This is a genomic window from Bacillus sp. JJ1773, assembly GCF_036962035.1.
Classification (GTDB): Bacteria; Bacillota; Bacilli; order Bacillales; family Cytobacillaceae; genus Cytobacillus.
Map to the genome: position 1 here is coordinate 1 of NZ_JBALNX010000086.1, position 23,221 is coordinate 23,221.

27 protein-coding genes are annotated in these 23,221 nt (G+C 36.7%); 18 read left to right on the forward strand and 9 right to left on the reverse strand.

Features of this window, described 5'->3' with window-relative positions; all coding sequences use genetic code 11:
- Window positions 1-455 precede the first annotated feature (455 nt).
- The 3 genes from V7127_RS21455 to V7127_RS21465 all read left to right on the forward strand — a co-directional run bounded on the left by V7127_RS21455 (window position 456) and on the right by V7127_RS21465 (window position 2,952).
- Entirely contained in the window at window positions 456-803 is a 348-nt protein-coding gene (locus tag V7127_RS21455) for a PadR family transcriptional regulator (RefSeq protein WP_066291043.1), read from the forward strand.
- Window positions 784-1,422 carry a hypothetical protein gene (locus V7127_RS21460; protein WP_335489468.1) on the forward strand — a complete coding sequence of 213 codons (639 nt, stop codon included), beginning with the start codon at window positions 784-786 and terminating at the stop codon, window positions 1,420-1,422. The genes V7127_RS21455 and V7127_RS21460 overlap by 20 nt, the downstream gene beginning before the upstream one ends.
- Before the next feature lie 69 nt (window positions 1,423-1,491).
- Window positions 1,492-2,952, forward strand: coding sequence for a DUF4153 domain-containing protein (locus V7127_RS21465; protein WP_335489471.1), 1,461 nt, complete (start codon window positions 1,492-1,494; stop codon window positions 2,950-2,952).
- A 53-nt stretch (window positions 2,953-3,005) separates the two neighbouring features.
- Here the strand turns inward: V7127_RS21465 and V7127_RS21470 are convergent, their stop codons facing one another.
- Window positions 3,006-4,088 carry an AI-2E family transporter gene (locus V7127_RS21470; protein WP_335344298.1) on the reverse strand — a complete coding sequence of 361 codons (1,083 nt, stop codon included), beginning with the start codon at window positions 4,086-4,088 and terminating at the stop codon, window positions 3,006-3,008.
- A 249-nt stretch (window positions 4,089-4,337) separates the two neighbouring features.
- Between V7127_RS21470 and V7127_RS21475 the strand changes: the two genes are divergently transcribed.
- The 3 genes from V7127_RS21475 to V7127_RS21485 all read left to right on the forward strand — a co-directional run bounded on the left by V7127_RS21475 (window position 4,338) and on the right by V7127_RS21485 (window position 7,232).
- On the forward strand, window positions 4,338-5,168 hold the full coding sequence (locus tag V7127_RS21475; RefSeq protein WP_335344299.1) for an undecaprenyl-diphosphate phosphatase: 831 nt from the start codon (window positions 4,338-4,340) through the stop codon (window positions 5,166-5,168).
- Between the two features lie 255 nt (window positions 5,169-5,423).
- Window positions 5,424-5,795 (forward strand): MerR family transcriptional regulator, encoded by a 372-nt coding sequence (locus V7127_RS21480; RefSeq protein WP_335344300.1) that lies wholly within the window; start codon window positions 5,424-5,426, stop codon window positions 5,793-5,795.
- 120 nt (window positions 5,796-5,915) lie between these two features.
- On the forward strand, window positions 5,916-7,232 hold the full coding sequence (locus V7127_RS21485) for a hemolysin family protein (protein ID WP_335353486.1): 1,317 nt from the start codon (window positions 5,916-5,918) through the stop codon (window positions 7,230-7,232).
- 332 nt (window positions 7,233-7,564) lie between these two features.
- Here the strand turns inward: V7127_RS21485 and V7127_RS21490 are convergent, their stop codons facing one another.
- Together V7127_RS21490 and V7127_RS21495 are read right to left on the reverse strand one after the other, a co-directional pair.
- Complete coding sequence (locus V7127_RS21490; RefSeq protein ID WP_335489474.1) at window positions 7,565-8,377, reverse strand: serine/threonine protein kinase; 813 nt, start codon at window positions 8,375-8,377, stop codon at window positions 7,565-7,567.
- 155 nt (window positions 8,378-8,532) lie between these two features.
- A complete protein-coding gene (locus tag V7127_RS21495; RefSeq protein WP_335344303.1) occupies window positions 8,533-9,084 on the reverse strand; it encodes a TVP38/TMEM64 family protein in 552 nt (183 codons plus the stop codon).
- Window positions 9,085-9,375: 291 nt separating this feature from the next.
- On the opposite strand from V7127_RS21495, the gene V7127_RS21500 reads away from it, so the two are divergent.
- The 3 genes from V7127_RS21500 (at window position 9,376) to V7127_RS21510 (ending at window position 11,001) form a co-directional block, all read left to right on the forward strand.
- Complete coding sequence (locus tag V7127_RS21500) at window positions 9,376-9,723, forward strand: metal-sensitive transcriptional regulator (protein ID WP_335344304.1); 348 nt, start codon at window positions 9,376-9,378, stop codon at window positions 9,721-9,723.
- Window positions 9,724-9,737: 14 nt separating this feature from the next.
- On the forward strand, window positions 9,738-9,944 hold the full coding sequence (copZ, locus tag V7127_RS21505; RefSeq protein WP_335489477.1) for a copper chaperone CopZ: 207 nt from the start codon (window positions 9,738-9,740) through the stop codon (window positions 9,942-9,944).
- 460 nt (window positions 9,945-10,404) lie between these two features.
- A complete protein-coding gene (locus tag V7127_RS21510) occupies window positions 10,405-11,001 on the forward strand; it encodes a cell wall hydrolase (RefSeq protein ID WP_335353484.1) in 597 nt (198 codons plus the stop codon).
- Between the two features lie 42 nt (window positions 11,002-11,043).
- On the opposite strand, the gene V7127_RS21515 is transcribed toward V7127_RS21510, so the two are convergent.
- Window positions 11,044-11,835, reverse strand: a complete 792-nt coding sequence (locus tag V7127_RS21515; RefSeq protein ID WP_335489480.1) for an alpha/beta fold hydrolase — start codon at window positions 11,833-11,835, stop codon at window positions 11,044-11,046.
- Window positions 11,836-12,090: 255 nt separating this feature from the next.
- Between V7127_RS21515 and V7127_RS21520 the strand changes: the two genes are divergently transcribed.
- The 3 genes from V7127_RS21520 (at window position 12,091) to V7127_RS21530 (ending at window position 14,008) form a co-directional block, all read left to right on the forward strand.
- Window positions 12,091-12,795 (forward strand): DUF421 domain-containing protein, encoded by a 705-nt coding sequence (locus V7127_RS21520; protein ID WP_335344308.1) that lies wholly within the window; start codon window positions 12,091-12,093, stop codon window positions 12,793-12,795.
- Window positions 12,796-12,877: 82 nt separating this feature from the next.
- Window positions 12,878-13,339, forward strand: a complete 462-nt coding sequence (locus V7127_RS21525; protein WP_335344309.1) for a hypothetical protein — start codon at window positions 12,878-12,880, stop codon at window positions 13,337-13,339.
- A gap of 99 nt (window positions 13,340-13,438) precedes the next feature.
- Complete coding sequence (locus tag V7127_RS21530) at window positions 13,439-14,008, forward strand: YkoP family protein (RefSeq protein WP_335489483.1); 570 nt, start codon at window positions 13,439-13,441, stop codon at window positions 14,006-14,008.
- A 32-nt stretch (window positions 14,009-14,040) separates the two neighbouring features.
- On the opposite strand, the gene V7127_RS21535 is transcribed toward V7127_RS21530, so the two are convergent.
- The 5 genes from V7127_RS21535 to V7127_RS21555 form a co-directional block, all read right to left on the reverse strand.
- Window positions 14,041-14,838, reverse strand: a complete 798-nt coding sequence (locus tag V7127_RS21535; protein WP_438824052.1) for a metallophosphoesterase — start codon at window positions 14,836-14,838, stop codon at window positions 14,041-14,043.
- Window positions 14,839-15,019: 181 nt separating this feature from the next.
- On the reverse strand, window positions 15,020-15,646 hold the full coding sequence (locus V7127_RS21540; RefSeq protein ID WP_335489489.1) for a TVP38/TMEM64 family protein: 627 nt from the start codon (window positions 15,644-15,646) through the stop codon (window positions 15,020-15,022).
- A 138-nt stretch (window positions 15,647-15,784) separates the two neighbouring features.
- Window positions 15,785-17,896: an MMPL family transporter gene (locus tag V7127_RS21545; protein WP_335489492.1), complete on the reverse strand. Its 2,112-nt coding sequence runs from the start codon at window positions 17,894-17,896 to the stop codon at window positions 15,785-15,787.
- A 103-nt stretch (window positions 17,897-17,999) separates the two neighbouring features.
- Window positions 18,000-18,587 (reverse strand): TetR/AcrR family transcriptional regulator, encoded by a 588-nt coding sequence (locus V7127_RS21550; RefSeq protein ID WP_438824053.1) that lies wholly within the window; start codon window positions 18,585-18,587, stop codon window positions 18,000-18,002.
- Window positions 18,588-18,751: 164 nt separating this feature from the next.
- Window positions 18,752-19,639, reverse strand: coding sequence for a LysR family transcriptional regulator (locus V7127_RS21555; RefSeq protein ID WP_335489498.1), 888 nt, complete (start codon window positions 19,637-19,639; stop codon window positions 18,752-18,754).
- A 119-nt stretch (window positions 19,640-19,758) separates the two neighbouring features.
- Here V7127_RS21555 and V7127_RS21560 point away from each other — a divergent pair, with 119 nt between their 5' ends.
- From V7127_RS21560 to V7127_RS21585, 6 genes are all read left to right on the forward strand, one after another.
- Entirely contained in the window at window positions 19,759-20,805 is a 1,047-nt protein-coding gene (locus tag V7127_RS21560) for a YeiH family protein (protein ID WP_335489502.1), read from the forward strand.
- A 143-nt stretch (window positions 20,806-20,948) separates the two neighbouring features.
- Entirely contained in the window at window positions 20,949-21,296 is a 348-nt protein-coding gene (locus tag V7127_RS21565; RefSeq protein ID WP_335489507.1) for a hypothetical protein, read from the forward strand.
- Window positions 21,297-21,310: 14 nt separating this feature from the next.
- Window positions 21,311-21,574, forward strand: a complete 264-nt coding sequence (locus V7127_RS21570; protein WP_335344582.1) for a metal-sensitive transcriptional regulator — start codon at window positions 21,311-21,313, stop codon at window positions 21,572-21,574.
- An 86-nt stretch (window positions 21,575-21,660) separates the two neighbouring features.
- Window positions 21,661-22,140: a DsrE/DsrF/DrsH-like family protein gene (locus tag V7127_RS21575; RefSeq protein ID WP_335489511.1), complete on the forward strand. Its 480-nt coding sequence runs from the start codon at window positions 21,661-21,663 to the stop codon at window positions 22,138-22,140.
- 20 nt (window positions 22,141-22,160) lie between these two features.
- Window positions 22,161-22,457 carry a rhodanese-like domain-containing protein gene (locus V7127_RS21580; RefSeq protein ID WP_335344584.1) on the forward strand — a complete coding sequence of 99 codons (297 nt, stop codon included), beginning with the start codon at window positions 22,161-22,163 and terminating at the stop codon, window positions 22,455-22,457.
- A gap of 50 nt (window positions 22,458-22,507) precedes the next feature.
- Entirely contained in the window at window positions 22,508-23,089 is a 582-nt protein-coding gene (locus tag V7127_RS21585) for a sulfurtransferase TusA family protein (protein ID WP_335489514.1), read from the forward strand.
- The last annotated feature ends 132 nt before the right edge of the window (window positions 23,090-23,221 follow it).

Sequence of the window (23,221 nt, forward strand, 5' to 3'; positions counted from 1 at the left end):
GCATGGGCGGTGTTCCAGGTATGGGCATGGGTGGCTTCCCGGGTATGGGCATGCCAGGCATGTGATAAAAAATATTCAGCCTATAAAAAAGAACTTGAAATAAGTTACAATTTTCAAAGTGAATTTGGAGCTATCTTAAACGTATAAAAATCCGAGTTGATGAATGACTCGGATTTTTTAGTTTTGAAGTTGCCATATGAGAGGTACTCCTATCTTATTTTAATGAACTTATTAGCTGCCTTCTATAATTAGCAGTTGAGGTACCGATGAGTTTATTTAACTTTAATAGAGTAGATTTCATGAACTATTCATGGTTACCGAGTATCATCAGTTTTAACAAAAGCTGTGTTCCATGAAAATAAAATTAAGGAGATTTAAGGTAATTTGATCCTTTACAATTTCTCCGCTGAAGTGTAGAATCTCTATATACCTAAAATAACTAGGTAGGTGATAAAGTGTTCAATCGTGAATTGGTCAAAGGAAGTTCATCCCTATTGCTTCTTCAAATGTTAGGCGAGCGGGATATGTATGGATATGAGATTGTTAAGGAACTGGAGAAGCGCAGCGAAAATGAGTTTTCTTTTAAAGAAGGCACATTGTATCCAGCCCTTCATAAGCTCGAAAAGCAGGAATACATTGAATGCTATTGGCAGGAGCAGGAGAAGGGACCAGCCAGGAAGTATTATCGTATTACGGAGGCAGGGAAAGAAATGCTTCTTGAGAAAACCCGTGAATGGAATGACTTTGTTTCCGTAATGAACAAGGTGATGGGGAGAAAAAAGCATGGATCGGCTGAAGGATGAGTTTTTAGAAGAGCTTGCAAAGCACCTCGCAAATCATAGCGAAAAAGAGTTGATTTTAAAGGAATATGATGATCATCTTAATGAACTCCTTGTAGAGCTTTTCAAGCTAGAGGATGATTCCGAGGTGCGCAATCAAATCTATTTAAGGCTCGGAGCACCCGAAGAGATTGCGGCCATGTGGAGAGAAGAACTTTCCGTTACGCCCAGCAAGATGAAATGGCTGTTCATAGCTGTTAATATTCTTTTTTTTGCCGGGGGGTCTATCCTTACACTCGCGCATAATCTGCTAAACTGGAGCTGGCTCACAAGCCTATGGGTTCAATTAACATCTTTTCCGATCTTAATTGCGTGTATTTATCTGTTTTTCTGGGCGTTGCTTGGCTATGAAATTGGCAGAGGGTTTGGCCATAAAGGCAGAAAGCTAATGAAAACGACCTTTTTCTTGGCGTTAATACCAAATTTAACGCTAATGGCTCTGACGGTTTTCCGAATCATTCCCCATGAATGGTTCAGCCCGTTGCTGACTGAAACGTTTATCGGGATCTGTATTCTGATGACGCTACTTTTATACCCAGTTTGCCTGATTAGCTACAGGTGGGGGAAAAAAGCTTCTGTATGAGCTTTTTTTTACCTTCGTACATAGAATAACTATGTATATAGAATATCTATATAAAAAGGAGGCTTTATTATGGAAATCAAAATCGAAAGGATAGATTGGATTTTCTTTTTCTTGTGTTTTTTATTGGGAATTGTGGCAGAGGAAGCATTCTTCAGATATCAGATTGGCATCTCCTATTTTGTTTTCATTTTTGTTTTTTATGCGCTGTTTTTCTGGAGGTTTCGGTCGTTTTCCTTTTCGCACCAGCGGTTCGGCTATCTAGTACTAATCGCAATATGGCTTTTAGCAGCAAGCTATTATCTGTATGATACAGCACTTTTTTATGCGTTGAATATTCTTGTGATACCGGCCCTTGTTATCTTCCATCTTGCCTTAATCACTTCACCGAAAAAAATAGAATGGAGTAACTTGTATTTCGTCATTTACACGTTACAACGCCTGATTGACGGAATTCGGTATAGTGCACTATTCACTAAATATGCTGCCAAGCTGACAAGACGAGGAAGCAACGAAAAACAAAATGTTGTGTGGAAAAAGGTTCTGATTGGCGTAGCTATCTCCTTCCCCTTTTTATTTATCATATTGAATTTGCTTATGTCCGCAGATACTCAATTTGAAAGGCTTTTAAATAGTATCCCTGGTTTGTTCAACTTAAGGGGAGAATATGTTTTCCGTGCGGTAGTTATTTTAATATATACATTCAGTTTCTTTGGATTTCTTCAAGTACTCTTGCAAAGGAACATCCATATTATCCAGAGAGATGGCGCCCTTAAGCCGTTTGGAGTGGATGGAATTATTACACTGACTGTTTTGCTGCTTCTAGATTTAGTCTATGTATTATTCGTTGCCGTCCAATTCAAGTACTTTTTCAGTGGGACTCTTGATGAAGGCTATACGTACGCAGAATATGCGCGCCGCGGATTTTTTGAACTGCTCTTTGTCACATTGATCAATCTAACTGTTACGACTGGGGTCATCAATTTAACTAAAAATGTTGCAGGGATTTTGAGGAAAACAATTAAGTTGGCCTTAACCATTCTTGTGCTATCGAGCGGGGTCCTTCTTATATCCGCCTTCATGCGATTAACGATGTATGAGGATGCTTATGGATTCACATTAACTCGGGTTCTCGCACATTCTTTTATGATTTTCCTTATGGTCATCTTTGCCTATACTCTTGTGAAAATCTGGATTGAGAGGCTATCGTTATTCCGTTTTTATTTCATTGCAGCACTTATTTATTATGCGGGGCTAAATATCGTAAATATCGATAAAATCGTTGTTGATCAAAATATGGCTCGCTTTGAGACTACAGGGAAAATCGATATTCAGTATTTGAACAGCTTATCTGCAACGGGAATCATGGGATTAATTGAGCTTTATGAAAAGCAGCCGGATGTTCAAGGATTAGAAGCTTTGCTAAAGCAGCGCAAAGCTGAAAGAGAATATTTACAAAGTAAATCATGGCAGTCACATAATCTTGCTAGAGATAGAGCTTATGAAAGGCTTGGTATTAAAAGCTTAGAGTAAGTTGAAAAAGGCCGACATTCTTGGTTGTGAGAAAGTCGGCTTTTCCTTATCTATTATTCTGTTTTAAAAATCTTAACAATATTTATGACAAGTACCTTTACTATGGAATAAGCTGGAATGATAAAGATTACCCCGATAATCCCCATAAGGTTTCCTGCTGTTAAAATTAACACAATGATTGTTAAAGGATGGATGTTTAGTGTTTTCCCCATGATATTCGGGGAAATGATATTTCCTTCTATTTGTTGCGCAACTAACATGATAATTGCTACGTAAAGAGCCATGATAGGATCTTGAAATAATGCGACTAAGAATGCAGGAATGACTGCAATATATGGGCCTAAAAACGGAATGACGTTTGTAAACATCCCGAACATTGCTAAAACAAGTGAATAGTTCAGTCCAATAATTAAGTAGCCTATGAACAAAAGCGCCCCGACAATGACACTGACGAGCATTTGTCCTTGTATATAGGTAGAGATGGTCTTGTCCATTTCTTTTAATATGTTTTTCACATGTTCTTTTTTAGACTGTGGGAACAAAACAGCCACACTCGGTGCAAATCGATGACTATCTTTTAACATATAAAATAAAATAAATGGAACAAGTACAAGATAGAAGATCGTATTGATAAACCCGCCAATCAATCCGAAAATACCAAGAATTCCATTAGCAATATTCCCTATATTGGATTCAATTCGGGATTCTAAATCTGCACTCGCAGTAAGCAATGCCTCTTGAACGAAGTCTGGAAAAGTAGCCCGATTTTCCTGAACATATTTAATCCAATCAGTTACGGTGGAAACCATCGCTGGCAAATTATCGACAAATCGTTCTAATTGGTCATTGATGACTGGTCCAACCAACTTTATAACGCCGTATACAAACAAAATGATGGCAAGATAAGCAGCTAAAATAGCAATCCATCGTGGAGCTTTCTTCTTTTCTAGCCATGCTACTAAAGGACGGCATAAATAAAACAAAATACCTGCGACAACAAAAGGCAAAAAAATCGTTTTTATCAAAACAACGATTGGAGTTAAGATAAACTGATTCTCATTTAATAAAAATACAATTAATAAAAGTAAGATGATTCCAACCATACTTTTAAACCATCTTTTTTCGAACAACGACATGTACCAATCTCACTCCCTAAGGCCGACTAAAATTTCCTTATATGAATATTACAACTAAATGGCTGAAAATCCAATAATATGATGTTGGGATTAATTTAATATCATTGTAAGTATAGTTAGCGATTTAGAATAATGTTACCTATTATATCCAAATTTTCGAGAAATTTAATAAAACACTTTACGAACCTAATTTTTAAAGTATAGTCTAGGAGAAGAAGCATTTAACAGTTTTGGAGGTACATAGGTTTTATGAATGCAGATGAGTTTCTAATCATCATAAAATACTTAATATTAGGTTTGATTCAAGGTGTTACTGAGCCCATTCCCGTTTCATCAAGCGGTCATCTTATCATTGGACAGAGATTATTAGGGATTGAACAGAAAGGTTTAGTATTTGAAATTCTAACAAATACAGCTTCACTTTTCGCCATTTGCTTTATCTTTCGCCAAGACCTTAAGCGTTTAATGGTGAATACGCTCCAATTTATTCGTACGAAAGAAAAAGCATATAAATCTGATTTTATGTTTGTTCTTTATATTGTGATTGGCACAATCCCTGCAGCCGTGCTAGGTTTACTGTTCAATGACATCATTGCCAAGTATCTAACTTCACTACATACAATTGCGATCACCTTGTTAATTACTGGAGTAGCACTTTGGCTGATTCGTAACCTTCGGGGGATGAAAAGAGATGGGGATTTATCCATCAAAGATGCATTAATTGTTGGGTTTGCTCAAGCTGTTGCCCTTGTTCCTGGAATTAGTCGTTCCGGAGCAACAGTAATAACATCGATTGTAGTCGGCATGAAACAAGATACAGCTTTACGTTTTTCATTTATGCTCTATATCCCGGTGAGTTTAGGCGGCATGGTGTTAGGGGTTTCGGATTTGATAAGTAGTCCAGATATCGGCACTTTGGCTGTACCTTACTTAATCGCTTTTATTGCTACATTATTCATGACATACTTCTCTATGAAATGGTTTATGGGGATTATGGCAAAAGGGAATTTAAAATATTTTGCATACTATTGTTTTGTTGTTGGTACTTTGTTGCTGCTCTTTTCGTCCAATTTATTATAAATAGGGAATAAAGAGAAAGAGACTGACTCGAAAAGTTGTTATACTACAACCTCGAGTTAGTCTTTTTTTCAATTCCAGCAAACGAAAATAGGTGTGAATAAGTTTGACAAGCAGAAATATTTTCAAACTGTGAATCTCTTATTCTTATTTCAAAATAGTTGATAACTATTAATTTTAATTGTATGATTATAACATAACCATAACGTTATAGTTTGGAGGGATTACGTTGGGACTGAGAAGTTAAGAATTGGAGAATTGGCAGAGAAGGCCAGCGTCACTAAGAGGACGATCGACCATTATACGAATCTTGGTTTACTAAAAGCAGAACGTTCTCCTTCTAATTACCGGTACTATGATCATTCTTCAATAGAACGTATTCACTTCATTGAAAAGCGCAAAGAAGAAGGTATGTCATTGGAGGAAATTAAAAAAGAGTGCATAGATAAATTTTCAGAAGAGGTTGACGTATTAGACTTACGACTGAAAATTAAAGGTTTGGAAAAAGAAGTTGCTGAGGTTCTTGCTCAACTTGAGAAGACTGATCAAAAGAAATTCGAAGAAATGAAGAAAAAAATTTCACATGAAAGTTTGTCGCTGATACAAACATTGCTTTTATTGCTTAGTTAAATGATAGTGATGACTCAAGGAAATAGCAAAGAAGAATAAATAAGATAGTGGAGTTTCATAAAATCTTAACCTATTAGGAGGTGTCTCCTTACTCGTATCCTAGACGAGTCAAGGATTATATTGGATGTAATAAATTTATTATTGATAGCACTATTAATTATATTAACCGCATTTTTTGTAGCGACTGAATTTGCTATTGTTAAAGTCCGTGTTTCCAGAATTGATCAACTGATCGCTGAAGGAAAAAAGGGTGCTATAGCAGCTAAGAAAGTCGTCACTCACTTAGATGAGTATTTATCAGCCTGCCAATTGGGAATCACGATTACTGCGTTAGGTTTAGGTTGGCTTGGTGAACCGACAGTTGAAAAGCTATTGCACCCATTGTTTGCTTATTTTGAGTTAAGTGAGTCCATTACAAATGTATTATCATTTGGTATTGCATTTGCTCTTGTAACATTCCTTCATGTTGTTGTTGGGGAACTAGCACCAAAAACCGTTGCTATTCAAAAAGCGGAGGCAGTTACACTTTTACTATCTACACCGATCATCTGGTTTTATAAATTGCTGTATCCGTTCATCTGGTTTCTAAATGGTTCAGCACGTGTCCTTGTTGGACTTTTTGGTATAAAACCTGCCTCAGAACACGAAGTAGCTCACACGGAAGAAGAACTCCGAATTTTATTATCCGAAAGTTATAAGAGTGGGGAAATTAATAAAAATGAACTAAAATACGTGAACAATATTTTTGAATTTGACGAAAGAATTGCGAAAGAAATCATGGTGCCGCGAACGGAAATCGTGACGATTTCAATTGACGATACCTTTAACGATATATTGAATATTATTGGGACCGAACATTATACAAGATACCCAGTTGTTAATGGTGATAAAGACAATATTCTAGGCTTTATTAATGCGAAAGAATTCTTAACGACTAATCTTATAAACAAAAATGCAGATGAAGACTATAAATTAGAGACATTCATAAATCCCGTTATTCGTGTGATCGAAAATGTCCCAATCCATGACTTGTTAGTAAAAATGCAAAAAGAACGGATCCATATTGCCATCCTAATGGATGAATATGGTGGTACATCTGGTTTAGTAACTGTTGAAGATATTATTGAAGAAATTGTCGGAGAAATTAGAGATGAATTTGATGAAGATGAAGTGCCAGCAATTCGAATGTTAAACGAAAACCATTTTATTTTAGATTCCAAATTACTCATAGAGGATGTTAACAATTTATTGGGAACCGATTTATCTCATGAGGATGTTGACACAATAGGTGGATGGTTCTTGACTCAAAACTTTGATGCTAAGACTGGTTCAGAACTAGAATTCGAAGGTTATAATTTCAAAGTACACAATATCGATGGTCATCAAATTCATTATTTAGAAGTTAAAAAAATAGCAGAAAAACAATTAATTAAATAGTAACGAACGGCAAGCTTTAAAAAAGGCTCTGTTCAATTCAATATCTGAAATACCTGTGGGGTATGCGAGCAAAATTTTTAGACTATCCTTTAAATATTACGTTTTAAACTCGTATCCTCCTAAGCCTTACTAAAATAGATGAAAAGAGGTAATATATGTTTAAAAAAATATTGAAAATGGTCAAACATCTTTCTCAAGGAAGCAGCGAGCGAAGACACCGCAATTATCGTCGCGGAAGCAGTAGCAGCAGACGGTACAAATCATTTCCAATGAGTGGAAGCCACCGCTATAAACGTAAAGGACGAAGCAGCAGCTAATTTTACTCTATACAATTAACTTTCTTTTTCTTGCGCATTTATTGCGGCATATAAACCTTTTGAAATTTCAATAGTATTTGTATAAGGTTCGTGTATTCCTAGTAATTTTTTCAGTAAATTAACGGTTTCCTTTTTTAAAGAAAGTTCTTCTGTCCAGGGGAGAGCTTTTTTATTCTTGGAGGAGTACGTTGAATAAAGCAAATATAAAAGCAAGTCCCCTAAATCATAGTAATCCTGCTGTTTCATCTTTAAAATATCTTCTAGTTTGTTATGCTGATTAATTGAGTCTCTTTGCTTAGATAAACCAAAATCAATCAAAAAAGGTTCCTTGTTTTTTAGAAGAATGTTAGCGGTACGCAAATCCTGATGATAAATGCCTTTATTGTGAAGGTCATCTACTAATTCGAGTAAGTGGACAAGAATAAAGAGTGACTCTTTCTCGCTATACGTTTTTTTGCTAATGAAAAGTTCGTCTTCCAGATTATCCCCTTCAATAAAACTCATTGCATAAAAAAAATATCCATTACTTGAAAAAGCTTCATATAAAACTGGCATATTTTTTTGGTTTAGCGTACCTAATACTGAGATTTCATTTTCAAACATCGCTGCTTCTTTTTTATTTCGCCGTTTACTTGGCCGAAGTTGTTTAATCACTCTATTTTCATTTGTTTTCAAATCTCTGCAGAGATATACCATCCCGTAGCTTCCAGCACCTATAAAACTTAACACCTGATAGCGATCTTTCAAAACTGTCCCATCTTTAATAGGTATATCCACAAAAAACTGATAAATTTTTCGAATGGAACGTAAAATTGAAATTTTTCTCACCTCAATTAAATTTGAAAATTTTTATTTCATTGCGTATTAGCTGAAAATAAATATTTTAGATTATATCAAAACTGCAACGTTAAAATTAGATGGATTACGCTGATATTATAAACAATAAAAGAGTAAGAGCAATCAAATTTGATTGTTCTTACTTTTTATTGTTTCATTTTTCGCATAAAAAAATAGATGCTTGTTAAGATGATAAGAAGAATAATGGTAATCTGCCATTCTGATTTTAACGATAACACTTGGTCAACCGAGTATGCTTCTATTAATAGAGATGGTATTTTCCCTAATGTGCTTGCGACACAAAACGATAACAGCCCCATTTTACTGAATGCAGCTGCAAGTGTTACAGCGCCTGAAGGAATAAACGGAAAAATTCTAAGGGCAAGTACAAGAAATATTGCTTCTGCTCCGGCTGTATTCTTCAACTTTAATAAAAGCTTAGACTTTGATTTTTTTATATTAGGTGAAAGCTTTATTAATCCTTTTCTGTATAAGACAAAACTTACAATTGCTCCAGCTGCCTCTCCCGCAACGGAGACCAAGAGCCCCATTTCGAAACCAAAAAAGGCAATGTTTCCTGCAGTAATAAAAACGCTGGGCAAAATGCCTGATATAGCAACAATCATATTTATTATTAAACTAACGAGGACAGCAAGTATTGGATTATTTGGAAACCATTCTAGTAAAAAATCTCTCATTGCCAATTCCTCTCTACAATTTTCTCTTTCCTTTGAACAGTAAAAATACGGTTCTAATCTTGAATGAGAAATTATTCATTAATAATCACCTGTTCTAAATCGAATAATATATCTATTTTACTTTATAAGTTTGAAGAAATTTAGCGGGAAGTAAAATAATATTAATTATAATGAATTAATACCCTTGATTATGGCTAAGTTCACAAAAATTCCATTTTTTTCAGAAAAACTTTATTTGAGCTTTACATACTATACGGGGGTATAATATAATTCGAATTAAGGAGGGATCCTATGGTATCCAATCAAGAAGATGAAAAGTTGTTTTCAGAAGATGAAAGCTGCTGTAATTCACATAGTGAGCGAAAAAGTCACCATTCAGATAAAGTAAAGAAAAATCTAGTCACTCGATTAAACCGAATTGAAGGCCAAATCCGCGGGATTAAAGGGCTGATCGAAAGAGACACTTATTGCGATGATGTAATTACACAAATATCCGCTACTCAATCTGCCTTAAATAGCGTTGCAAAAATTCTGCTTGAAGGTCACTTGAAAACTTGTGTAGTGGATCGACTTAATGAAGGGGACATGGAAGTTCTGGATGAAGTCCTAATTACGATTCAAAAATTAATGAAAAAATAAGGAGCTGTTGAATAATGGAAAAAGTAACATTAAATGTAGCTGGGATGTCATGTGGTCACTGCGTTAAGGCTGTAGAAGGCGGTGTAGGAGAATTAGCTGGTGTTGAAAGCGTGAAAGTAGATCTGAAAAATGGGACTGTGGATGTAGAGTACAGATCTAATGAAGTATCTTTGGATAATATTAAAGAAGCTATTGATGACCAAGGCTATGATGTGAAGTAAAAAGAAACCGTGCTAGCAATAGCACGGTTTCTTTTTACAACAATATACCCTATATAGGTATAAGAGGGCGGCGTTATGAGTAAAAAAATCCTCGAAAGTCAATTTCAAATTTGATACGATTCGGGTTTATTGTTAAATTTCTTAGGATATTACATTTTGTCCGTGAGGTTAAATGATTTATCAGCCAGATTAGGTAGTTTGTCAGCCAAATAGTAATATCCCTCCAAAAGGCCAGAGGTCTGTTACATATACGAAATAATAATGTCATATATCATCCAAGTTTTGTAATCGGTGCACTTCAAAACATATTTCATCTTTTTACCACTGAATAGCTCGCCTTAGTAACGACAGGCACAAATCAGCCGTTGCCTAAGATGCCACATTTTGGACGAGGATTCATAATGTTACATATGCTAGCCTTTAATTAGAGATTCTTTACGGAAGTAGGAGGAAAACTAGCATGAAAAAAATGAAGAAGCTATTCATCACGGGTGCACTATCATTATCACTTTTTGGATTTGCAGCTGAGTCGAATGCAGCAACGAATACCCATATCGTACATAAAGGACAATCCTATTGGACGATTGCAAATCAATATGGAATTTCCGTGCCTCACTTGAAAAAAGTAAATAACAGGACTAGTGATTTACTTTATGCTGGCGAGAAAATCCTGATCCCCAATTCAAAAATTACTGCTGCAGAAAAAGAACTAATCGCTCGTCTTGTCCATGCCGAAGCTAAGGGTGAGCCTTACGCAGGAAAAGTGGCAGTGGCAACCGTTGTCTTAAACCGTCTTGATAGTCCACTTTTCCCAAATACAGTTTCAGGTGTCATCTATGAAAAAGTAAGCGGGCACTATGCCTTTACACCTGTTCAAAATGGAGCGATTAACCAACCCGCTGACCTGTCCTCAAAGAAAGCAGTCGATGAGGCATTAGCATTTAGAGGGCAAGGAAGAGGATCGTTGTATTTCTTTAATCCAAAAACATCAACAAGCAAATGGGTTTTTTCAAGACAAGTGACTGTAACGATTGGAAAACATCGATTTGCAAAATAAAGTTAAAGAATGCACCAATCATGTTGAGCTGATTGGTGTTTTTTAATTGTTTGAGCCTTGAATTTGAAGATGTGCTTGGCAAAACTGCTTGATTAATTCATTTAGCTCCTTAGCGGACTTTGTAGGAATTCGATGACTTTCTTCAATATATCTTATTTCATTGTTCTGCAATTTTTCATGCAAAAGCTGAGCATATTGATGAAATGATTTATCCTTCTTGCCATATACGAGTAAAACTGGATGTGGAATCTCACTAAGTCGCTGTGTACAATTATATTGCAAGCTATATCGAAAGTATTGCTCCATATTTCTAATATCCCCTTTGCAAGCCTCGGAGTACATGATTTTAAATAATTCTTTTGTGTCGGCATTGCCAATAGAAATCGTCCAAGCTAAAACTTTTTTCGCCCCAGCCGTGGCCAGCTTAATAGCCATAGCTATTTGTTTTCTCAAATATTCATCATTTACATCATGCATGCTGCTAACCAATATCCCACCCAACGCTCGATCAGGATAAGCCAGCAAGTATTCCAGTACAATCGAACCACCAGTAGAATATCCGCACATATAGGCTTTCTCTATTTCCAAATGATCTAATAAAGCTTTAATATCTTCTACAATAAGCGGGTAAGTAAGGGGCGATTCGGAAAAATCACTCAGCCCATGACCCCGTATATCAAAAGTGATGATTTGAAAATGTTTAGATAGTTCCTCCATTTGATATGTAAAATTTACGGAAGTGATGACTGGGGGATGAATAAAAACAATAGGAGTTCCTTTTCCGTTAATTGAATAATAAAGATTAACATCGTTATCCAGTTTAAGCATTGGCATGATGTGAATCACCTCTAAGGAGTTATTACTGAACATTAAATAAACATTCATATTAGTATGGGCTTAAAATACTGGATTTCATTCTTTTACTAAAATGTCCTTAATAAACTGGATAACGGACATTTTCATCGGTGAAATTGAATAATTAAAGTGATAGCTAGAAGGAGCTGATTACTAAAGAAGTAATCAGCCTTGTGCTTTTCGGGTATGTTATCAATATGTACATACCGAAGATGTCCGGAGGGAGAAGTTCATATGGACTTTTTTTATGGTCAAGAAACACTTACTGCCATGCAATGGATTTTAAGAGCTGTTGTAATCTATTTTTTTATGATTATTATTGCAAAACTAATGGGGCAGCGATCTATTTCACAGCTAAATTTGCTCGATTTTGCTATTGCTGTAGTCTTTGGCAATATCATAGCTCACCCTCTGTCAGATGAACGATTAGGCCTAAAAGGATCAATGATTTCGATGAGTGCACTTGTCATTTTATATGTATCAAGCGTTTTCTTAGTATTAAAATCAAAAAAACTAAGAAAATTTGTTTTGCCTAACCCATTTCCCTTGATTAAAAACGGACAATTCATTTATAAAAACTTAACGAAAGCAAGAGTGTCAGTAGACTATATATTATCTGAAGCCAGAAAAGAAAAAATTGATGATGTAAAAAAAGTAGCACTCGCTTTATGGGAGCCTGATGGAACCATCTCCTTTTTCGTAAGTCCCAACTTTCAAACGGTTACTCGGGGTGATTTGAATATCATAACGGAGCCGTTTGATTTTCCAAAAACGGTTGTGAAGGAAGGGAATATTGAAAAGTCGGCATTGCAGCAAATGGGCAAAGATGAAAGCTGGCTCCTATCTGCCTTGAAAACCAATCATAATGTTGAGCTTAACGATGTATTATTAGTAACCATAGATAAGAGCAGCCAATTAAAAGTCTTTTTATATAAATAATGCACTTTTACTGTTAATCACGAAAACACTCCAGTTCGAATAGTAATGATGTAAGCCCGTTGATGTAATGGAGTGGATAAAGATGACCGGTAAAAACACAAAAGCTGAAAATCAAACAAAAGCGGAAAAGCAAAAAAAAACCGAAAATCAAACAAAAACGGAAAAGCAAACAAATGCAGATATTGAGAGCTTAAAGCTTCAGCTGGAAGAGCAAATAGAGGCAGTCGTTTGGTTTCAAGCTACGGCAGCATTTAGTAAAGCCATTTTGGTATCGAAGCTATTTAGTATATCAGACGACAAACATGATTCAGAGCCGGAGAAAAAGCTCCTGTTTGGTTTATGGGTGCAAGCTATTGGACAATTGTTAGAAGCATTAGGGGTTACAAAAGAATTGTCAGCGCTAGACAGAGAACAGTTTATAAATGCACAGAGAATAGCTGTGGCAGGGGACTTTTTTCAATCATTTGGTGCGCAAATAGAAGTAATAGGGGGAATTGGGATTATTAAGGATGAACAAACAGGAGTTACAGAATTTGTACCTTGATTTTTTGCCTCTTCTAGCGATATTTTTCCACAAATAATATTTGACTTATCGAAGAAAAATAAGTGGGAAAAGGAAACAGCTGAAGGAGAGACAGGAAGTATGAGAGGATATGTTCTTTCGATTTGGAATTGGTTTGATCCGATTTATTATTTCTTTTCACGCCTTACCTTACTTCCGTGCGAAGGGGCAAAAAGCAATATTTTCAGGATTCGAATAACAAAATACAAAGGGAGAAATGTGGTCCTATCTGACGGAACTCGAATCAATAAAAATGACACGCTAGTCAAAATTCATCTCCACAATGCCAAGTTATTAATAGAACTAAAAGACATAAAGAGTGATTTGAAAAAAGCGAAATTTATGTATCAATATGTCCAAAAATCTCTTCCTGAGGTGGAGAATTATATTCGGGAATGCCGTCAAGCATACATGGTTAAAGGGATTGTCGGCATTACAATGCTGAATAAAGGCTGTGAACGGCTCGGTTTTGAAGTTGTAGATATATACAGCCCCATTTATAAATGGTTTAAATGGTTTGCCTTTTTGCCGATAGAGCTTCTATCCAACAAACAGACCACCTGGGAGTCTCTAAAAAATCAAAAGCCAAATTACTTATTTATGTCCACAAACAAACTATCCGAAATGTATAGAAATTCAATGAGCGAATAAGAAAAAGCTGTTACAAAAGAACAGCTTTTTTCTTATATAGCCGCTGCAGCCCTTCTATCGCTTGCTGCTAAGGTTAGCTCGTGAAACGTTATTTCTGGTCGGCTTCCGACACGGATATTCACGCCAGTCTGACCGAGTCCCTCGCTAATATAATAAGGCCTTCCATCCTGGGTATGAAATCCTTTTGTAATATTCATCCTTGCGAGCTTCCCCATTTTCACAAGATGATAGGCTTTTGGATAGCAAATTTGCCCTCCGTGGAAATGACCGGCTAACAAATAATCAAAATGGTAATTCTTCATATGCAGAACAATATTAGGGTCATGGGTTAAAACTAAATTTGTCCCTTGCATAATTCCTTTGTATGAGACTTCAAGGTCACTTCGCTTTGTACTAAAGTCATCAATGCCAATAATATTGACTGGACACCCATCAACCATGATTACATCATTTTCATTTTTCAATACTTTGCAGTTAAAGGTTTCAAGTGTATCTAATAATGCCTGCAAGTTTTGATTCCGCAGAACATAGTCATGGTTCCCCAATACAGCATAAATGCCATGTTTAGGTTGTAATTGATTAAGAATTTTTAAATAAGGCACTAGCTTAGGAATCGTACGTTTACGGTCGAGGAAATCTCCAGTAAGAGCAATGAGATCAATGGATTCATCTTTCAACTTTACATAAAGCTCGTCAGGGGAAATTGAAATATTTTCGAGATGCAAGTCAGATAGGTGAAGAATATTTAGCTTTGGAGCATGTCTATTGGTTGATTCATTATGAACTTTAACTTTATTAATCACGATATCTTTCGTGTTTCTATTAGCCATTTTTAGAAGATAAAAAAGAAAACCCGCCAATACGGCGAAAAGTACAATCATCAAAATTGAATCACTCCTTCCATATCCCAGATTATACAGGAAAAATATCGCCATTATTACATGCAATTGATGGCAGCAGCACCATGGCGGATTTTCCCATATAATAGGGATTAAAGGATAGCCTGATGATCTAATTTAGTTTGGACGTCTGCATAGACCAATACCTATAGACTAAAAAAATGCAAAGCAAAAATAATACGTAAATACATAATCCGATTGAAAGAAACAGGATCGATGAGAAAATTTGTTTCCCGCTGAAGGCGACCATAAACATGGGCGGCATGAGCCCAAATGCAGTGGCAGTAAAGTAAGTGCCAAAGGAAATATTGCTCACTCCTGTATATATATTAACAACTGGCGGAGGCAAAATAGCCGACAACCGAACAAGGAGGATGGCGATAAAAGCATTTTTCTCAAGCATATGCTGAAATCTTTGAATTCTATTAATTCGCTTTAAATAATGACTGAAATGGCTTCGAAAGAAAATGCGTGCTAAGAAAAAATAGAGAATGGCTGCTAAAAATCCACCAGTCCAATTGATTAATGTACCAATCAGCACCCCATATTTTGCTCCCATTAAACCTGCAAATAAGGTGAAGGGAATAAACGGGATGGCTGCTGTCAATATAGAAAGGAAAAACATGAGGGGAAGGTCACTTGGGTCACTCTTCTGAATCCATGCAAAAATCAAATCTTTATTAAATAAACCGATTATTAAGATCACTAAATAAAACGAAAGAACCCACCATTTTTTCATTATTTAGCTCCGTCCTATGTATTTACATTTTATTTTCCGCACTAAGGACGATGACATTCCTATGAATGTTAATGTGAAAAAATTGGCATAGAGAAAGCCGGCATCTGCTTTCAGGCTGTCGATACCGGCTTTGAAAAATTAATTTGCTTTACTTTTACTTGCTTTTTCTTTTTCAAATAAAACAATAAGCCCAGGAAGTAATATACCTCTGATTAAAAACGTATCTAATAAAATGCCGACAGCGACAATAAATCCAAAGACAAATAATAATTCAACCGGCTGAGTCATTAGGACGGCAAAGGTTGCCGCTAGAATGATACCTGCTGAAGATATGACGCCGCCAGTATTCGCAACGGCAATTTCAACTGCTTCCTTCACGGAATGCTTTCGTCTTTCCTCTTGATACCTTGAGATTAGAATAATATTGTAATCGATTCCGAGCGCGACTAAGAAAACAAAGGAGTATAGTGGAACACGATCACTTATTGTATGAATATCAAAGAAAAGATTGGTTAGAAACATTCCTAAACCTAAAGCAGCCAGGAAGGAGATTAAGATGGTCCCCATCATATAAATTGGCATTTTAACTGATTTTGTTAAAAGGATAAGCAAGCCAAAGATGAGTATTGTTTCTAATACTACAATAACAATCAAATCTCGATCATTAATGGCACGCTCATCAACTTTTGATGCCGTTTCCCCAGCGAAATAAAGGTCTCCTGTCATTTGGCTATTCGCCACAATCTCCTTAGCGTCATCTCTAATTTTCTCTAAGGCGTCCATTGTTTCAATAGCATACGGGCTTTCATTGAAAGTTAGGCTATAATTAATTACCTTTTGGTTATCTGATATTCCATTTATACGGACATTATTAACTAACGGCTGATCTTCTAACACTTTTTTCAATGCCTCCTGCTGATCGTCTGCTACGATGTCAGGTGACTCAAATAATACAGTGGTAGGCGCGAGATCTCCCTTATGGAAGTTTTCCTCAAGAATATCATAGCCAACCCTTGATGGCATATCATCTGGGAAGGACTTCATTGTGTCAAATTCGTATTGCATATTGAACATATTACTTGCTGAAACAAGGAGAATGATCCCAATGACGGCAACTGAAAGACCTGGTTTTTGGACAACAAATCGTCCAGTTCGGCTCCAAAAGGAATGCTTTGGAATGAAGGATTCTCCGAAACGAGGAATCTTCGGCCAAAATGATTTTCTTCCGAAAAGTGTAAATAAGGCTGGGATGAGCGTAATGGATGCGAGCATGATAATGACCATCGTTGTTCCAAAGGTCGGAGCGAAATTCTTATAATCGCCGAATTGAGCAAAGAATAGTACGAGCATGGCAGCTAACACCGTTCCCCCTGAAAAGAAAACAGGCATCCCAGTTTCACGCATTGCCGCTTGCATTGCATCATATTTACTTTCAAAGTTCTTTAACTCTTCACGGTATCTTGAAAATACGAAAAGGGAATAATCAATAACTGCCGCGAATAAAAGGATGGTCATAATAGAAAGTGTTTGATTACTCATAATGAGCCCGGCTGCACCCATTAATCCAAGCGTTTGCATGACCACTTCATAGACGAAGGCGGCTGCAAGAAGCGGAATTAGAGCCAGCAATGGAGAACGATAAATAATAACCAAAAGCACTAAAATTAATCCCACTGTTGATAAAATAAGCACGACATCGGCCCTTGAGAATAAATCCAGCGTATCAATTCCAATACCAGCAGGGCCTGTGACATATAAGGTTAAATCTGAATGATCTTTAACAAGCTTCTCGATTTTTCCCTTCGATTGTTTAATTTCTTTAATTTCAAACGAAGAATCGAATATTAACGGAACAACAGCTGTCTGTTTATCATCCGAGAAAAATCCGCCCGCTGCTTGTGGAGGGATGGAGGATAAAGGAATAACTTGCTGTACACCTTTAATATTTTCCCCAGCAATCCTGTCAAAGAGATCGGCAAGTTGCTGATATTCAATTTCCCCATCCTTAGATTGAAAGACTAATATAGCAGGCAGGCCATCATTGTCTTTAAAATATGTGTCCAATTTATTTTGGGCAATAACCGATTGTGCATCCTTTGGCAGTGTGTCTATAGAAGAAACCTGATAATCTTTTGCGCTAGGAGCAAATAGAGCTAAGCCCGTTGTCAATACAAGCCATATGGCAAGGGTGATCCACATGCCTTTTCTTGTTGTGACTCGGTCGGTAATGAAATGCAGGAAGGTTTTCATTTATTCAACCCTTTCTTTTTGAGTAAGTGACACAACTGTCACTTTATTGAAAAATAAAAGACACTATTGTCATCAATATTATCTTTTAAAGGTGACAGTAGTGTCAATTATTTTTTGTAAACATTCCGTGACAAATAATCTCTTTAATCGAGCTCACCCATTCCTCTGCGGGTACTCTTGTGTGATTCGGAATTGCAATGGTTTGAAAAATAAAGCCTAGGATAAGACCGTCCGGAATTTGAGGCTTTAATATTTTTTCTGTTCTCCCTAAATCAATAAAACTTTGTAAATATTTATACATTTCAAGATGCTGTACATCCAGTTTTGCTTTATTTAATGTTACTTTTTTAGATATATTTGCTGGTATCTGCAGTGCAATGATAATAATTTGATGGATTTCCGAATGCTCAAAAATAAGCTCAAGGAGCTGATTGAATTGGACTTCAAAGCCATTGAATTCCGAAATCCTCTGCAGCTTCAGAAGAAACTTTTCCAATTCATCGAGCATGTAATCGGTAACTAGCTCTTCTTTATTATCGTAGTATTTATACAATGTACCTCTAGAAATCTCTAGGCGATCTGCTAGAAGACTAAAGGTAAACCCTTCATATCCATGAAGAAGCAATAACTCCTTCGTTGTTCTAAAAAGTTCATCAATCGAAAATTTTCGTTCCCGTGCCAAGCTGCTCACCTCTCTTTTATTATAGAACAAAAAGATAGATTCACAACAGAACATCACCAAAACAATCCGGTTAAAGGACATAGAATCAAGAAATCATCCATTGTATGTACTTTAAATCACTGTTAAAGGATATAGAGACAAGAAATCACTAGTTGTATGTCCTTTAAACTTTTCTATTTTATTTTCGTATTCTGTTTAATAATTTCCAGGAAAACCTTCAATGCTTTTGTCTCAAAGGGAGAACTTAACACAGTTGAAAAGTCACGAGTAATGGAAAGGTCCTTCACCTTTAATACTTTTAATGTCCCAAGAGAAAGTTCCTTTCGAATCGTCCAATCAGATAATAAGCTAATGCCTAAACCAGCTTCAACCGATTCCTTGATTATTTGTGTACTGCCGAACACTAAAAGTTTTTTTGGAGCTATTTCATAGTTTGAAAACATTTTTTCAGCAGCTTCTCTCGTCCCAGAACCAGTTTCCCGGCAAATCCATGTTTCATTTTCTAATTCAGTCAGGGGAACTTCTCCCTTTATTTGGGCAAACCTATTTTGAGGAGAAGCTACAATGCTCATCGTATCTACAGCAAATGGCTCTACGACTAAGTGGTTATTTTTGTATTCCCCTTCTACAATCCCAATATCTAATTGGTGTCCAAGTACCAATTCAGCAATTTCCTTTGTATTCCCAATCGTAATGGAAGGGTTGATCAGAGGGTATTTTTTTTGCATTTTTGCAATCAAATGAGGCAAGATATACTCACCGTAAGAATAGCTTGCTCCGATAGAAAGTGCCCCACTCGGTTTATTCGTTAAATCATCAATAAGAAAGTTCATTTTTGAATAGAGTCCGATAATTTCCTTTGCATGATGGTAAACAATTTCCCCTGCTTTATTTAAGCGGACATATTTATTGCTGCGCTCTAAAAGAGTCGTTCCCATTGTTCGTTCTAATGCTTGAATATATTGACTGACTGCTGGCTGTGTCATATGTAATTCTTCCGCTGCACGAGAGAAATTCTGCTTTTCCGCGACCATCACAAAAACTGCTAACTGCTGATCCATCTTCACACCACCCTTTTACTATATGAATTTACTTATCATCACTATTATAAATTATTATTTTTCTTATTGTAAAAAAAGTATTATGCTGAATGAACAGATGATATTTTGGTGGTGAAAATATGGGAGCACACGCAAGAGCACTTACAACTAGTAAGGAGCCAATTCAGCCAGAAAAAAAACCAGCCCCGTTGGGAAAATGGGCAGGCGGCATCGCTTTTACATTTCTAATTGCCTTTTTAGGCTTTTTATTAGCAAAGGCACCTGGATTTGATCATGTAGGGCAGCTAGCATCGGCCATTGTAATTGCTGTTTTGTATCGAAATTTATTGGGGTATCCAGAGTTTTTTCGTGCCGGCATTACGTTTTCATCAAAGAAATTATTGCGTTTTGCCATTATTCTATATGGGCTCAAGCTAAATATTGGAACCGTACTTAGCGATGGTTTAGGTTTGCTCATACGAGATGCAGGTGTTATTATTTTTGCTATTCTCTTAATAGTTTGGCTCGCTCGTTTAATGAAAGCGGATAAAAACATTTCCCTTCTTGTCGGGGTAGGGACAGGGGTTTGTGGGGCCGCTGCCATTGCTGCAATCGCGCCGATTATTAAATCGAAGGATGAAGAAACAGCTATTGGTGTAGGAATAATCGCACTAGTCGGTACAATTTTTGCGATTATTTATACCATCCTGCGTCCGATTCTGCCTTTGACAGATGTAGAGTATGGCATTTGGTCCGGCATTAGTCTGCATGAAATTGCACACGTTGCATTGGCAGCAGCACCTGGCGGCCAAGATGCGCTGGCAATTGGGCTGTTGGCAAAACTCGGCAGGGTATTCTTACTCGTTCCTCTCTGTTTTATTTTCATGTATTTGATGAGGAATAAAAACACCGGTGAAAATAATGCGAAAATTGAATTCCCATGGTTCTTAATTGGTTTTATCATTATGAGTGTAATTGGCAGCTATATACTTGGCCCGAAAATTCCGGTTTCAGATGGATTTATGAATAGAGTAGCGACTCTGACAACTTGGTGCTTAACAGCAGCGATGGTTGGACTAGGGCTAAATGTCAGCCTTCGCGATCTGCGTACGAAAGCACTAAAGCCATTGATTGCGATGGGGATTACGTCTATTATTCTATCTGTATTAGCTTATTTTATTATTTAGCCTTGTTCATTTTGTATAGTGATTGAAGATAGGAAGAGAATCCAACTTTGTATAAGCTGGATTCTTTTTAATAGTTGACATTATACCTATGGGGGTATAAGATGAGGCTAGTCATTAAAGAAAAATAAACGAGGGTGATTCAAATGGTCATTTTATTTATACTATCATTCAGTATCGTTATTGGGGCTTTGTATATAAGATACTGCCCAGTTGGAAATGTTAAGTGTAGGGAGTCACTCAGCCATCCTGCAGATTCAATAGAAATTGTTGATGTTAGAGATTATAATCAATCATATAAAGATCCTGTTTCAGGAGCTATTAATATTCCATACGCATATATGAAGAGGCATTATTCTGATATATCCAGTAAAACCATTCATGTGATCGCATCAGATTATTTGGAAAGAAACATGAGTATCCGCTTTTTAAGAAAAAGAGGGTATACAATTGCAGGGTATACATTAACAGATTGCCCTTGCAAAGATTATTAGAAAGGAGAATAATCATGGATTTCAATGATCAAATGAAAAATAGGGTTAAGCGCATTGAAGGACAGCTGCGGGGAATTCTAAAGATGATGGAAGAGGAAAAAGACTGTAAGGATGTAATTACACAACTCTCTGCTGCTAGATCTGCGATTGATCGTACAATTGGGGTCATCGTTAGTTCAAATTTAGTAGAATGTGTGAGAAATGCAGAAGAAAATGGTGAGGGAAATACAGAAGAATTAGTTAAGGAAGCAGTAAATCTGCTTGTAAAAAGCAGATAGATTAAAAAAGGGTTGACACTCTTTTTTATTTTCATTAACATTATACCCATAGGGGTAAGGGTAAAAATAAAATTAGGAGGATTACAATGACTCAGAAAAAATCAACAAATATTATCCTGTTCAGCGGGGATTACGATAAAGCTATGGCTGCTTATATTATTGCAAATGGTGCTGCGGCATACGATCATGAAGTAACTATTTTCCATACGTTTTGGGGATTAAATGCCCTGCGAACAGATGAAGATAGGATGATTAAGAAAGGCTTTATCGAGAAGATGTTTGCAAAAATGATGCCTAAAGGCGCTGATAAAATGGGCTTATCGAAAATGAATTTTGCCGGATTTGGGCCTAAAATGATTAAGGATGTAATTAAGAAGCATAATGCCATGACATTGCCACAGCTGATTGAAATGGCTCAAGAATTAGATGTTAAGCTTGTTGCATGTACAATGACAATGGATTTGCTTGGGCTAGTGGAAGAAGAACTGCTCGATAATGTTGAATATGCCGGTGTTGCAGCATATCTTGCTGATGCAGAAAATGGAAATGTGAACCTGTTTATCTAAAGATACGAGGAGTGAATGTAATGAAACAGCTAACTGCAAATGAAGTGAAAGAATTAATAATGGAGGCTCAGCCGCTAAATCTTATTGATGTACGCGAAGTGGATGAGGTAGCTGCAGGGAAAATTCCGGGAGCACAGCATATTCCATTGGGATTACTTGAGTTCCGTATGCATGAACTTGATAAATCGAAGGAATATATCATAGTTTGCCGTTCAGGAGGAAGAAGCGGACGTGCTTGCCAGCTGCTTGAACGCTATGGCTTTAAAGTTATCAATATGGTAGGCGGAATGCTTGATTGGGAAGGCGAAATGGAATAATTTTTTTACACAAAACAATACCCCTGTGGGTAAAAACGGGAGGTTTAATGATGAAATCAATTAAAACAGACGTGGTACTAGATGCTAAGGGTCTTGCTTGCCCGATGCCAATTGTGAAAACAAAGAAGGCTATGACGAATCTTGAAGAAGGCCAGGTTCTTGAGGTCCAAGCAACAGACAAAGGATCGAAAGCGGATATTCAAGCTTGGGCTAAAAGCTCGGGTCACCATTATTTAGGAACGTTAGAGGAAGGGCCGGTTCTAAAGCATTACTTAAGAAAGTCGGATAGAGAGGGAGAGGAATCTGTTGAAAGAAAACATCCAGATGTTGTATCTAATGAGGAGCTTGAACAAAAGCTTGGAGGAGATGAGAGCATAGTTGTACTAGATGTAAGAGAATCAGCGGAATTTGTCTTTAACCATATTCCTCAAGCAATCTCTATCTCGCTAGGTGAATTGGATGAACGTATGGGTGAGCTACAACTGGAAAATGAAATTTATGTTGTATGCCGTACCGGAAATCGCAGTGACTTTGCTGCACAAAAACTCTCTGAGAAGGGTTTTACAAAAGTATTCAATGTTGTCCCAGGCATGAGTGAATGGTCTGGCAAAACAACAGGTATCCAAAACTAAAAGTTAGTGTAGATCGTTCATAACCACCGTGGGAGGAGTTTTTCAAGAACGAAGGGTGGTTAAGAAGTGTTTATAACGACCTTCAGGGCAGTATTTCTGAGTGGAAAGTAGTTAAGAAGTGTTTATAACGAC

What these genes read in the sequence shown, in the direction of transcription:
- V7127_RS21460 (WP_335489468.1), top strand. Translation starts at nt 784, where the DNA reads ATGGATCGGCTGAAGGATGAGTTTTTAGAAGAGCTTGCAAAGCACCTC.
- V7127_RS21465 (WP_335489471.1), top strand. Translation starts at nt 1,492, where the DNA reads ATGGAAATCAAAATCGAAAGGATAGATTGGATTTTCTTTTTCTTGTGT.
- V7127_RS21470 (WP_335344298.1), bottom strand. Translation starts at nt 4,088, where the DNA reads ATGTCGTTGTTCGAAAAAAGATGGTTTAAAAGTATGGTTGGAATCATC.
- V7127_RS21475 (WP_335344299.1), top strand. Translation starts at nt 4,338, where the DNA reads ATGAATGCAGATGAGTTTCTAATCATCATAAAATACTTAATATTAGGT.
- V7127_RS21495 (WP_335344303.1), bottom strand. Translation starts at nt 9,084, where the DNA reads ATGAGAGATTTTTTACTAGAATGGTTTCCAAATAATCCAATACTTGCT.
- V7127_RS21500 (WP_335344304.1), top strand. Translation starts at nt 9,376, where the DNA reads ATGGTATCCAATCAAGAAGATGAAAAGTTGTTTTCAGAAGATGAAAGC.
- copZ (WP_335489477.1), top strand. Translation starts at nt 9,738, where the DNA reads ATGGAAAAAGTAACATTAAATGTAGCTGGGATGTCATGTGGTCACTGC.
- V7127_RS21510 (WP_335353484.1), top strand. Translation starts at nt 10,405, where the DNA reads ATGAAAAAAATGAAGAAGCTATTCATCACGGGTGCACTATCATTATCA.
- V7127_RS21515 (WP_335489480.1), bottom strand. Translation starts at nt 11,835, where the DNA reads ATGCCAATGCTTAAACTGGATAACGATGTTAATCTTTATTATTCAATT.
- V7127_RS21520 (WP_335344308.1), top strand. Translation starts at nt 12,091, where the DNA reads ATGGACTTTTTTTATGGTCAAGAAACACTTACTGCCATGCAATGGATT.
- V7127_RS21525 (WP_335344309.1), top strand. Translation starts at nt 12,878, where the DNA reads ATGACCGGTAAAAACACAAAAGCTGAAAATCAAACAAAAGCGGAAAAG.
- V7127_RS21530 (WP_335489483.1), top strand. Translation starts at nt 13,439, where the DNA reads ATGAGAGGATATGTTCTTTCGATTTGGAATTGGTTTGATCCGATTTAT.
- V7127_RS21535 (WP_438824052.1), bottom strand. Translation starts at nt 14,838, where the DNA reads ATGGCTAATAGAAACACGAAAGATATCGTGATTAATAAAGTTAAAGTT.
- V7127_RS21540 (WP_335489489.1), bottom strand. Translation starts at nt 15,646, where the DNA reads ATGAAAAAATGGTGGGTTCTTTCGTTTTATTTAGTGATCTTAATAATC.
- V7127_RS21545 (WP_335489492.1), bottom strand. Translation starts at nt 17,896, where the DNA reads ATGAAAACCTTCCTGCATTTCATTACCGACCGAGTCACAACAAGAAAA.
- V7127_RS21555 (WP_335489498.1), bottom strand. Translation starts at nt 19,639, where the DNA reads ATGGATCAGCAGTTAGCAGTTTTTGTGATGGTCGCGGAAAAGCAGAAT.
- V7127_RS21560 (WP_335489502.1), top strand. Translation starts at nt 19,759, where the DNA reads ATGGGAGCACACGCAAGAGCACTTACAACTAGTAAGGAGCCAATTCAG.
- V7127_RS21565 (WP_335489507.1), top strand. Translation starts at nt 20,949, where the DNA reads ATGGTCATTTTATTTATACTATCATTCAGTATCGTTATTGGGGCTTTG.
- V7127_RS21570 (WP_335344582.1), top strand. Translation starts at nt 21,311, where the DNA reads ATGGATTTCAATGATCAAATGAAAAATAGGGTTAAGCGCATTGAAGGA.
- V7127_RS21575 (WP_335489511.1), top strand. Translation starts at nt 21,661, where the DNA reads ATGACTCAGAAAAAATCAACAAATATTATCCTGTTCAGCGGGGATTAC.
- V7127_RS21580 (WP_335344584.1), top strand. Translation starts at nt 22,161, where the DNA reads ATGAAACAGCTAACTGCAAATGAAGTGAAAGAATTAATAATGGAGGCT.
- V7127_RS21585 (WP_335489514.1), top strand. Translation starts at nt 22,508, where the DNA reads ATGAAATCAATTAAAACAGACGTGGTACTAGATGCTAAGGGTCTTGCT.